Origin of the sequence: Bacteroides cellulolyticus, assembly GCF_025567135.1 — a bacterium.
Classification (GTDB): Bacteria; Bacteroidota; Bacteroidia; order Bacteroidales; family Bacteroidaceae; genus Phocaeicola; species Phocaeicola cellulolyticus.
This window is the reverse complement of the sequence record NZ_JAOQJJ010000024.1, coordinates 754-12,789: the sequence shown is the minus strand read 5'-3', so window position 1 is coordinate 12,789 and position 12,036 is coordinate 754. Positions and strand designations below refer to the sequence as shown.

At 41.4% G+C, this 12,036-nt stretch carries 8 protein-coding genes and 1 pseudogene; 2 read left to right on the top strand and 7 right to left on the bottom strand.

Annotation, left to right across the window (positions count from 1 at the left end; translation table 11 throughout):
• Nucleotides 1-22: 22 nt before the first annotated feature.
• The 3 genes from OCV82_RS13895 to OCV82_RS13885 form a co-directional block, all read right to left on the bottom strand.
• The gene (locus OCV82_RS13895) at nucleotides 23-1,177 is read right to left on the bottom strand and encodes a DNA polymerase III subunit (RefSeq protein WP_154044957.1); all 1,155 of its coding nucleotides are present in this window, start codon (nucleotides 1,175-1,177) and stop codon (nucleotides 23-25) included.
• A gap of 10 nt (nucleotides 1,178-1,187) precedes the next feature.
• Nucleotides 1,188-2,141, bottom strand: coding sequence for a methylenetetrahydrofolate reductase [NAD(P)H] (gene metF, locus OCV82_RS13890; RefSeq protein WP_154044956.1), 954 nt, complete (start codon nucleotides 2,139-2,141; stop codon nucleotides 1,188-1,190).
• Nucleotides 2,142-2,262: 121 nt separating this feature from the next.
• The gene (locus tag OCV82_RS13885) at nucleotides 2,263-3,549 is read right to left on the bottom strand and encodes a phospholipase D-like domain-containing protein (protein WP_154044955.1); all 1,287 of its coding nucleotides are present in this window, start codon (nucleotides 3,547-3,549) and stop codon (nucleotides 2,263-2,265) included.
• A 687-nt stretch (nucleotides 3,550-4,236) separates the two neighbouring features.
• Here OCV82_RS13885 and OCV82_RS13880 point away from each other — a divergent pair.
• Both OCV82_RS13880 and OCV82_RS13875 read left to right on the top strand, forming a co-directional pair.
• Nucleotides 4,237-5,463 (top strand): annotated as a pseudogene (locus tag OCV82_RS13880) (site-specific integrase).
• Between the two features lie 2 nt (nucleotides 5,464-5,465).
• Complete coding sequence (locus OCV82_RS13875; RefSeq protein ID WP_154044954.1) at nucleotides 5,466-5,846, top strand: hypothetical protein; 381 nt, start codon at nucleotides 5,466-5,468, stop codon at nucleotides 5,844-5,846.
• A gap of 145 nt (nucleotides 5,847-5,991) precedes the next feature.
• Here OCV82_RS13875 and OCV82_RS13870 read toward each other — a convergent pair whose 3' ends face one another.
• From OCV82_RS13870 to OCV82_RS13855, 4 genes are all read right to left on the bottom strand, one after another.
• Nucleotides 5,992-8,535, bottom strand: coding sequence for a DUF6562 domain-containing protein (locus OCV82_RS13870; protein ID WP_154044953.1), 2,544 nt, complete (start codon nucleotides 8,533-8,535; stop codon nucleotides 5,992-5,994).
• 268 nt (nucleotides 8,536-8,803) lie between these two features.
• Entirely contained in the window at nucleotides 8,804-9,664 is an 861-nt protein-coding gene (locus OCV82_RS13865; protein WP_154044952.1) for a hypothetical protein, read from the bottom strand.
• A 12-nt stretch (nucleotides 9,665-9,676) separates the two neighbouring features.
• Nucleotides 9,677-10,738, bottom strand: a complete 1,062-nt coding sequence (locus OCV82_RS13860; RefSeq protein WP_154044951.1) for a DUF6562 domain-containing protein — start codon at nucleotides 10,736-10,738, stop codon at nucleotides 9,677-9,679.
• Nucleotides 10,735-12,036 (bottom strand): DUF3575 domain-containing protein (locus OCV82_RS13855; RefSeq protein ID WP_262543765.1); only part of this gene is annotated, 1,302 nt, incomplete at its 5' end. The genes OCV82_RS13860 and OCV82_RS13855, both read right to left, overlap by 4 nt.

Below are 12,036 nucleotides of genomic sequence, written 5' to 3'. Positions count from 1 at the left end.
ATATTTATATGTCCGTAATTCGTTATCTGTTTTTTATCAATACTATCATTCTTACAGCCAGATCGAAGAACACCATTTTGGGATTTACGTTTTGTTCTATATGGACTATTGCTTCTTCTATCAGTTCTTCTATACCATTTACGTTTCTTTCGTTAATGAAAGGTGCGAACCTTACTGCGAATGCGGCTTCTTCATGGTTCATATAGTTCAAGTCAGGTTTCTTGAAATTTGCCATGAAGTTTTCTCTGTTCATCCTGGCTGCATATCTCAGGAATATTTTATGTCTTTCCCTTCCTCGCGAGGCCATTTGCTCGCTCCAGTCTTTTAGTGATCTTATGTCTCTTCTCCACGCTTGTCTCATCAGTGTGGTAAAACTGTCGAAACAAGCCTTTTCCTCGTCACTGAGACTTATGTTCTGCATGGCTTGGAGTACACTTCCTTCTGATAGTCTTGCAATATCGTTCGCATCGGCCTCGGTAAGTCCTAATTTAGAAATCAGATATTGTGCCAATATATCCTGTGCGATAGGAACAAGATTTATTCTTTGTGTTCTTCCGGCCAGTGTAGGCAATACATTTTCCGGTTCCTCGCTCACCATTATGAAAAGTGTTTTCTCTGGTGGCTCTTCTACCAATTTCAGCAGTTTGTTCGCACATTCCGCATTCATCTTTTCAGGTAGCCATATAATTGCTACCTTATATCCTCCCATTGCGGATTTTAATGACAGCTTTCTTTGGATTTCGTTGCTCTCAGAAGTGTAAATGAGAGGCTGTTTGTTTGGATCTCCCATATCTGAACACCAGTCTGCAAGTGTGAAATATGGCGAACGTTTTAATCTTTGTCGCCATTCCGAAATCCAGTCATCGGATACGATGGACGATCCTTCTTTTTTTCTGATAACCGGGAATACATAATGTATGTCAGGATGTTCCAGCTTTTCGGCCATTCTGCATGACATACATTCTCCGCAAGAATTATCCGATGTCGGGTTCGTACAGCATACATATTTGGCTAGTGCCATGGCGAAAGCCAGTTTCCCGCATCCCAATGGTCCGCACACCATAATGGCGTGTGGCAGTCGTCCCGCATGTATTGTCTGTGTTACCATGCGGACAGCTTCCTCTTGACCTATCACTGCGTCAAAACCTTCCGTTTTTTTAGTATATATGCTGTTCATTTTTAGTTTATCAGTATATTTCTTTTGCTATTTTTGCTATTGAATCAACAGCGCCTACCGAGTAGAAATGTATGCTAGGCACTCCGTGTTCCATGAGTTCCTTACATTGTTTTATTGTCCATTCGCATCCCAGTGCTGCTACGTCCTGATCCGATTTACATTTTCTGACTTCTGCAGCAAGTTCTTCAGGCAAGTCTATTTTGAATGTTCTCGGGAGTACGTTTAATTGTGTAAGTTTCTTCAGAGGTTTTATTCCCGGAATTATCGGAACATTTATTCCTGCATTTCTTGCTTTTTCTACAAAGTCGAAATACTTGTTGTTGTCAAAGAACATCTGTGTCACGGCATATTGTGCCCCAGCTTCAACTTTCTTTTGTAGCCAGTACAGGTCTCTTTCCGCATTAGGAGATTCCTCATGCTTTTCAGGATAGCATGCCACACCATAACAGAACTGTGGTGGAAGTTTGTCCATTTCTGTTCCGTCGAAGAATATTCCCTGATTGTATTTGTTAATTTGCAGTTGCAGGTCTATGGCATGAGCGTGTCCGCCGTTTTCCGGTGTAAAGCTCTTTTGATGAGGTGCTTTGTCGCCTCTCAGGACAAGGAGGTCTGTTATACCCAGGAATTGAAGGTCGATAAGTGTATATTCTGTTTCCTCAGGAGTATATCCGCTGCATAACATATGCGGAACCACAGTCACTCCGTATTTTGCCTTTATGGCAGCAGCCACTGCAACCGTACCCGGACGTCTTCTTGTCAGTTTCCTGCAGAACATCCCGTTAGGTTCAGGCATATACACATATTCGCTGCGATGTGTAGTAATGTTGATATACTTGGGGTTATATGGCAACAAAGTCTCTATGTCAGACAGCAGTCTGTCGATGCCCGTACCTTTGAGTGGTGGAAGAATTTCGAACGAGAAAGCTGTACTTTTTTCAGCATTAATCAGGTCTATTACGCTCATTTTTTTCTTATATTTGTATGTATTGTTTACAATGGAGACAAATTTATGAAAAAAAACGGACATAACCTTAATCAATGTTCTAATTTTGATAATATCCTTTCTATATAATAATGATTACCGCTTAAATTACAGGCGTTAACAGGTGGGCAAACCATCCTACAAAATTTCTCCACGCGCCTCTTTTCCTGTAATATTCTTTTGTCATGATTTCACTTTTTGTCTTGTCGTTCTTGTATATATCGTCCAGTTCCCATGTGGTTTGCAGGTCGAAAATGAAAGCGTTTATTTCGTAGTCGTATTTCAGGCTTCTGCTGTTCAGGTTAGTACTTCCAACAGTGCAGAACCTGTCATCAACAGTCATTACTTTAGTATGGTGAAATCCGCCCTTATAAAGGTATATATGTGCTCCTGCCTTTCTGAATTTGTTGGCATAATAGAAACCCCCGTCAGGCGTAAATGAGATATCACATTTTTCTGAGAGCATTATTTCCACTCTTATCCCTCTTTTTAATGCTCTGTATATTGCTTTCCTTACACTTCTAGTCGGTGTAAAATATGGTGTGACAATACGGATGTGGTGTTCTGCTGCATCCATTGCTTCGATATAAGCCCTTCTTACTGCGTCGGGCGATTTGTGTGGAACTCTTTGTACTATAGCGACTTGTTTTCCCAGCTGTTCGGGTGTGTATGTGCTGTCTTCTCCATATGGAAAGTATGTATCTCCACCTATATTCTGTTTGGTCTCCTTGTTCCATACATATAGAAAAGCCTTTTGCAGTCCGCTTACAGCAGGACCTTCCAAGCACAAGTGCATATCCCTCCATGCTCCTATTCCCGGAAGTCCGTTTATGTAATAGTCGGCGATGTTCATTCCGCCGGTATAACCTGTCTTGCCGTCTATTATTACTATTTTCTGATGATCTCTACTGAATGCATGGTTGATGTAAGGAAATTTCATCGGGTCAAATCTTATGATTTCTATACCTCTGTCATTCAACATCTTAAGATGCTCCTTACGTAGTGGCCTGTTGTTTGACAGGTTGCCGAAATCGTCAAACATAGCCCTTACCTTTACTCCTTCCTGAGCTTTTTCTGCCAGGAGTGTGAATATTTCTTTTGCAATAGAGTCGCTTCGGAAATTGAAATATTCCAGGTGTATGTGTTTTTTTGCGTGTCTGATAGCTTCAAACAGACTCTCGAATTTTATTCTTCCGTTTGGTAATAATTCTATTTCGTTATTGTTGTAAATTGGGATGTTTCTCCCGTGTAGATATCTTGCAAAAATAGAATCGGATGGAATATATTCGTCATGTTCTTCTTCATTCTCGCAAGATTGACAATAAGCATTATTGTTGGATATACAACAGATAATAATTAAAATGAGAATATTAAAATATCTGGATGCCATATTAAATCAATCTAAAAAATGCACAAAAGTAAGTATTATGTATTATATAACAAAACAGTAAAGTCTGTTCACTTGTTTTTTGACTAAAAAATATTACATATGAGCATATTTTTTCTTGTTGGTATTATTCAATATTATCCTTTTTTGTCCCACATAAAAAACGTGCGCACATTTTACCTGAAACGTGCGCACGTTTAGGATTGAATGGGCGCACGCTTAAAGTGGAATGTGCGCACGCTTTGAAAGTTACATTTTGAGGATATAGAGACCTTGTTTTATATGTCTGTATTTATAGTCCTCTTTTTTGCTATGAAGTTTGTCGTTTTTGTATTTCCAATAGGGTGATATCAATATTTTCATTTGTTGCAAAGTTTAGAAACCTTGCCAACTATGAATTTGAACCTGAAAAATTCCAATATTAATATATATATCTGGAAAAATCGAACGAATGAGGGAAAATAATGATGGCGGCACTGGTGTTCAATGACTTATGAGGACTTATGATGAAAGCCTCGCCGAAGCAAAAGTGCAGGGAAATGAAAGGTAATGAGGGCGGACGGTTTTCAAATCATTACCCGATAAAGAGGTAAGTTTATAGGTCGTTGGAGTTTATTTCTACTCTCTGCCACATTCTGCATAACAATGTACAACTCGCTGATAACTAATTTTGTAACCAAAAAAGATTGGATTATGCGAAGTACATTTAAGGTGCTGTTCTATGTGAATGGCAGTAAGGAGAAAAACGGTATTGTACCCATTATGGGACGAGTGACAATCAATGGCTCGGTGGCTCAGTTTAGTTGCAAGCAGAGCATCTCAAAAACGATGTGGGATGCCAAAGGTAATCGGGCAAAGGGCAAAAGCAAAGAGGCTCGGGACATCAATTTGGCTTTGGATAACATCAAGGCTCAAATCATCAAGCACTATCAACGCTTGTCGGACAGAGAGGCATTTGTAACAGCCGAAATGGTACGCAATGCCTATCAAGGCATAGGAACGGAGTATGAAACATTGCTCGGAGCATTTGATAAAGACAACGAGAGCTTCAAAAAACGTATAGGCATAGACCGTGTAGCGAGTTCTTACAAGGTGCGTGTAAGGTCAAGAAACCATTTGGCAGCGTTCATCAAGAAGTGCTACAAGCGTAGTGATATTGCTATGCTTGAACTTACTCCCGACTTTATCAAGGAGTACGAAATCTATCTCTCTACCGATGCAGGGCTGCACAATGGCAGTGTGTGGTCGCATTGTATGTGGTTGAAGACAATCGTATCAAAGGCTCACTATAACGGACTGACACCGAGAAATCCATTTGCTCAGTATCGGGTTAATCAGAACATCAAGGAGAGGCAATACCTTACCGAAGATGAAATCAAGGCTGTGATGACACACGAGTTTGCGGATAAGAGGTTGGCTTATATCCGAGACCTCTTCGTGTTCGCAAGTTTTACCGCCTTATCATTTGTGGATATTAAGGAACTGACCACTGATGATATTGTAGAGGTAAATGGTGAGAAATGGATATTATCGAAGCGACACTAAACAAAGGTCAATTTCCAAGTGAAGTTGTTGGATATTCCATTGCAGATAATCAGGCGATATGAGAGATTCCAAGAGGACAAACTTGTATTTCCCAATCTCAACTATTGGAACATCTGTAAACCACTGAAAAAGATGATAAAAGAGTGCGGTATTACGAAGGATATTTCCTTCCATTGCACTCGCCATGGGTTCGCGACATTGGCTCTCAGCAAGGGTGTTCCCATTGAGAGTGTAAGCCGAGTATTGGGGCATACAAACATTACCACGACACAGAAGTATGCCAAGATTACCACCGAGAAAATAGACAAGGATTTGACGATGTTCGGCAATAGGCTTAATCAATCTTTTGGTGAAATCTCAATAGCAATGTAACTATGGAACGAGCAATTATAACAATCAGTGAAAGCGGTAGAGTGAATATCCCAAGCTGTAATGTTTGGATGTCAGAAATGGAGTTGGTGGAGTTGTTCGGGGTGATAGCCCCGACACTCCGAACTGCTATAAAAGCGATATACAAGAGTGGAACGCTTTGCCCTGTAAGCACCCAACGATGCGATTTGGAAACACCTAAAATTTGGGCTACATACTACAATCTTGAAGTGGTCATTGCTCTTGCGTTTCGTTTGAATACCTATGAGGCAAGCAGGATAAGGCAAAAGGTATTTGAGAGTCTATGCCAGCGAAAAGAGAATGGAATCAACCTATTCATAACATATAGGTGTATGAGACAACAAATTTTATCCAAAGGGAATTGACAATAACGAAAAATGAGACCTGCTATTCTCACGAACGGCAGGTCTCAATCGTCTTATATGTAAATATCTATCAAAGGAATGATAGAATTTCTTTTATAGAACTGAATCCTCCAATATAAAGTGTTCAGTAATTACCGATTATGTTTTAATAAACTTTCGTACCGTCTATAGTGACTGAAAGTTTATCCTTAGTCATATAATTCTTATTGCCCCATACATTAGTACCAAGTTCAGCACCTTCTACAGCTGGCGATTTAGCTTCAGTTTTACTAAATCCTTTTACTGTTGTATTAATGATAGTCAATGAATATCGTTTGCCATAAGTGTTACCTGTTTCAATTGCAGCCTTGTTCTCTACACCACCATCATCATTGAAAACACAAGTGTTAGTAGTAAGATCTATACCTGTTTCTCCATTACCATCTACATAGATAGACTTACCAGAACAATTAAATTCGCAATTCTCATAAGTCGCTGACGACGTTCCATACAACCAACAATTATAAAAATCACCTGTTACATTGAACTTACAATCAGTGAATTTAGCTGTAGTTTCATAAACATAATAAGTACCAGTGATTGTACAATTCTCATAAGAGGTACTTGCTGTGTGTGCCATACCTGCAAAAGTTTCTGTACTTCTTTGGATAGTCATATTTTTGAATACGAAAGTACCATTACCTCCGCTAACATATTCATTATATGTTTGAGAACTATAATCAAAAATAGTGTTTTCACCAGCTCCAACAAATGTAAGTGTTTTACCAGCTATTGCTGTGAGTTTAGTCATATCATAAGTACCATCAACCAAGTTAATGTTGGTATATCCTTTCGCAACAACTGTGGCCAAACCCGTAGTAGAGTTGACAGTAGGCACACCATCAATATCAATAATAACCGTTGCGTTAGTTGCAGTGTTCTCAATCTGCTTAGTACCCTCGATTGTTGTATTCTCAATAGTCAATGTAGAATTGTCGGCAGTACCACGGAGAACGATTACTGCATCGTCATCAACATTTACGGACTTCAATGAGCTATTCTTAATAGTATATACCTCAGTTTCTCCTGAGCCACCCGAACTTGCACCGAAACGAACGGCATATTTTTGTACATCAACTAAGCAATTATCAACCGTCACATTGGTACTACTATTAAAGTTCATACCTCTTACAGATTTAATTGTACTATTCTCAATGAGGATACCATCAATACCTGCAACCTGAACCAATGAGTGAGCATTTGCAGTAGCAGTACAACCTGTAATAGTCAAATTCTTATCACCACCTGTGTAAGACTTGATACCGACAGCATTATCAACATCAAAAGTACAGTTCTCAACGGTTACATTGCAAGTGTAACGAGTGTTATTATCACCGCTCTTGCCCAAATTAATACAAGCATCAGCAGAGATAGTTTGAGCATCGAAGACTACATCTTTAATAGTCAAACCTGCAGTTGTATAAGTTGCACTTTTACCATCTACGGTAATCACACCCTTAAAGCTATATCCTTGACCGAGAATAGAAACTTTTACATTTGGTTTCTGAGTTGCGGTAACATCACCTGTAATATCATTTGTAAAGTAGATAACAGCACCATCAGTAGCGTTATTCAAAGCAGTCTGCAATTCAGTTGCATTAGTAACATTAAATACAGCTGTGCTATTATCATCCTTGTCAGGATACATCAGGTTATAGTTGTCATCAAATCTCTGGTCGATTTCGATATTGAACTGAATATCACCTGTCAAGATTTTACCAAGAATATTAGTTCTCCAGTTACGCTGTACAGGAACTGCGTGCAAACCTTCATCGAAAACGATGTCTTCACCATTTTCAGGGCTGAAAGTAAACTGCAAACCGTCTGCCTCCAAAGTGGTTCTTTCTGCGTCATTATCAGTCAAGATATAGCTCATAGAAAGATATTTGTACTTTTCATCATCCTGAATAGTACCATCACGGTTAACATCAACTTCCAATGTTTCTGCAGTAGCAAACTTTGCAGGGATGGTCGCAAAATCATAAGTTACTTCTTCTTTTCCACTAACTGTACCATCAAGTAAGTTGATAGATGTTGCTGCATTCTTGATAACAACCTTTGACTCGGTAATTTCTATACCTGATTCTACTGCTGCTTCCCAATCAGCTTCTGTTACACCCACATTGATTTGAGCAAAAGGACGCTTCAATACAACATCAATTTCTGTATTGCCTGTTACCTTGAAAGTTTCAGCCTTAAAGAATGCGTCACGAGTCTCATCGTTATTGTCGCCATCATAATCTACGGCTACTTTTAGTCCGTCAGTTTCTGCAGTAACTGTGTAAGCAGTGCAATTTGCATCCTGTGCCCAAAATACGGCTGTGTACTCCTGTCCCTTTGCCAATGTCACTTCTACTGCATCTTGCTTACTTCCATTTGGGAAGGCATCTGACTTTGTCAACAAACCATTGGTTGAACCATTGATAGTAGTAATCAACTGCTTGTTTGCATCAAAGATAGCATAGTACAATAAATTTGCACTCTTACCATCACTGATAGCACGGGTAGCGATACCCCCTTCGGCTGCAAGTGAGAACGTCACCTGAGCCTCATCTCCTGACTGAACCACATCCAGTTCGTCATTCGAACACGATGTTGCGAACAGCATACCAGCTGCTGCGAACATACCTAATAATAATTTCTTGTTCATTTCTGAAAATTTTAATTGTTATACAAAATAGTTTTACTTTAATTTCTTGTTTTTAATGTTTTCCGCATTCACTCGGATTGCCGAAACCATTGTCGAGGGCTGTTCCACTTATGCAGAACGGGGATTCATCATCAATCTGTCGTATCCTGCGAGTTGCAGGATGAAAGGTCTTGGAGCTGCTCCATCCCTTTGTGGCTGTTAGTTGGCTTTCTGTCTTTTGCTTGGCTTTTTAACTCGTTATTAGGGTTATACATATTTTGAAATTCTCTTATTCCACTGTAAATCCTCCTGCTATGTTGCTTCGTTGGTTGGCTTCAATCTCAACCTGTGGGAACTTCACTGTCTTTGATGTTTGTTCATCATCGGTCAATGTCAATTCCGCTACAATCTGCATCGCTGTTGTCGGAGCAAACAGATAGCCCATAGCGAGATAATTATATGCTGTACCATCAGCCGAGAATGTTTCGGTGGTGGTGTTGCTGAAATTCCAAGTGAAATCAACTGTTCCGCTTACAGTATTGGTAAATGGGTGGAAGGTGTCGGGAGCGGACTTTGCCGTAAATGATGCCTGCATCACTTTTCCCGTAGTTCCCACATTGATTTGAGCCAACGGGCGGACAAGTTCAATGGAGTAACTGCTGCTTCCTGTTATGATAATATCTTCTTCTGTCGCAAAGAATGCATCCGATGCTTCTGCCTCGGAGAATGTTATCGGATTTGGCAGAGTGTTCATCTTGATAGCGGTCAGATCATCTGTGTCGTAGATGTTCCGATTTCTGTCATACGCCCAAAAGACAAAGCTGTATGTCTGATTCTGAGCCAATGAGAGGCTTACATCTATTGAAGTACCACTTATAGGAAAAAACTTGCGGTCTATTTCATAATAACTCCAACTTCCTCCGCTGTTGGTATGTTCATCGGAAACACCCTTTTTGAAAATACCCACCAAAAGGGTATTCACCTGTTCAGCTTTGCCGAAAGAGCGTGTACGGGTATCGGTCGGTAGTGTTGCGGTGAAACTCACTTCCACGTCACCCATTTCCTGTAAGTCATCCGAACAGGATTGTATGCCAGCCATCATCAAGGCAAGCATCGCCAATATCTGTATGTTATGTAGTAGATTCTTCATTATGTCTATCTGTTAGGGGAAAATCAGGTTATGGTCTCCGTCAAAGTCGGGATTGATGGTAACACCTCCCGAAGCCTCCGACATCAGGAAACTACCTGTCATTATGGTATGATGGCTACGCTTCAACGGAACTTCTATCGGCTCGGTCAAGGAGAGTTGTGTTCCCTCGTTGTCGTAAATACCAATCTGCACCGTTACTGCCGATTTCTTGCCGTTCACAAACACATAATCAAATCCCATTGAGGCTTCCGAGTCGGAAAGTTTTTTCAAGGTGGACTCGAACATCACTCCTGTAGATGAATCCACTGGCTTATCGGTGTACATGCTGTATGCGTGCGGCATAAATCCCACATAGTAGAATACCACCTTGTAATCCTCGATATTTACGGCTCTTGTCGGGGTCTCATCTGCCGATGCCGACTTGTTGCCGTTAGCTTTAGAGGCAATGCGGGTGGATTCCTTGTCGATAAACTCCACCACATCGTTCGTCACGAACTCGAACTTGGCAAGGGGGCGTTGCATCGCCACATTGAGCGTGTCGGGCAAACGTTCCATGACATCCGCGATGAGTGAAATATTGTTCGTGCCTCTGAAAGCGTCACGATGGTTGGTATTACCTTTGTGGTCGCCCTGCAACATAATCTCTGCGAAGTTGTCGGCATTGTAGAAATGGTTGTCACCGCTTGTCTTCACCAAATCAGACCACACCATTACATTGTAGTTGCCCGGCAGTACATCAAGCGTCACTTCGTGGTCGTAACCTTCGGCAATATCCTTTGTGAATACGAACTCCTGTACATAGTCCTGCATCGTGCGTTGTTTATCAGATACGGGATAGGTGCGGACGATGTAGCGTATCTTACCGTAGTCCTGATGGTTGTCGTATGTGTCACCCAAGCCTTGCTCGATGACCGATGTGCCATCGTAGATATGCTCCCATTCGGTCATATCCGTTTCATAATTGAGGCGAAGATGCATTTTCACAAACTCCAGTGTTTCTGGCCATTCGTGGACATCACAGGCTGAGAACAGCAACAGAGGCATACATATAATAAGGTATAGAATCTTTCTCATCGCTTGCCTCCTTTCTTCTTTAGGTCAAACGAATATGAGAACGATACCGCAGCTTGGTCTATACCCCAATAGGTCTTCTTGATGCTCTCAATCATCAATCCGTCCTTTGTAATAGGTGTATTGTAGAACTTGTCATAATGACGGGAATAGACACCTGCACCGAGTGAGAACTCCATCCACCAGCGGTTGTTCTTGCTGATAGGCAAGCGATAACCGACACTTACACCACCACCGATGGACGGTGTTTCACGGTTGTGGTCTTGATAGCGGTAGTCACCGTCAAAGGCGAAGTTGTAATAAGCCAGCCCGAAATGTGCTCCTGCAAAGAAACCATCGTTGTTTTCCGACAGCCAATAGCGGAACTCGGGCTGTACGCTGAATGTTCTGAACTTGATGGTGGTCTTGAAATAGTCCCAAGCCGAATAATAAACGGGCAATGTGAACGACCAGTGCTTTGTCAAATCTATTTCCGCTGCAACATTGGCAATGCCCATTCCCAAGCCGATGGCGTTGGTTTTAAGATGCAGTCTGCGAGTCCATTCCTCCACCTCGGGAACAACTGGGGCTCCAATTGCAGTAGTGTCGGGCACAATTTCAACAACTTCAACGATTGGCTCTAACTTAATGGTATCAGGTACAATCACAGGCTCCTGAACGGGAGGAAGTTCCTGCTTGTATGTTACGAATACGGCACTGGCATTTCGCATACGCTCGAAGAAGAGCTTGTGCATCTGTTGCCATACCTTGCCGTTATCCAACTGCTTCAGTTTTACGATACAGTTGTCAATATGGGTATTCGGATGATGATAATCCACCAATAAGGATTCCTCCTCCAATATGGCGATTACTTCATCCTTATATATCAATTCCGAATCCTCAATCTGTGATTTCAGATAATCCCACGGGATGTAGCTGTCATTACGGGTAATGAGGCTGTCGGGAATATCCACCTCCTTGCGGATGAACTTTTCAAGTGCCGAGAGGCGACCTCGTGCCAGCTTGCGGTTGAGTTGGTCACTGCCTTCGGGGGATGCCGCTCCACAGAAGGATATTTCCACGATGTTGATTGTACTGTCCTGACGGATATTCCGTAGGAACTCGATGATTTCCTGCATACGGGCGGCATTGTCCGAGTATGCGGAATCTATGACAGTACTGTTCACACGGAAATCGACACAGATTTCCGTGCGGCTCTCTTGCGAATGTGCAACACCCACACCAAACAGCAAGAGAATCAGTGTTATACAATATTTCTTAATGTGCATAATTGTTATTTTGAGGTCACTTCTCTTTGGAAG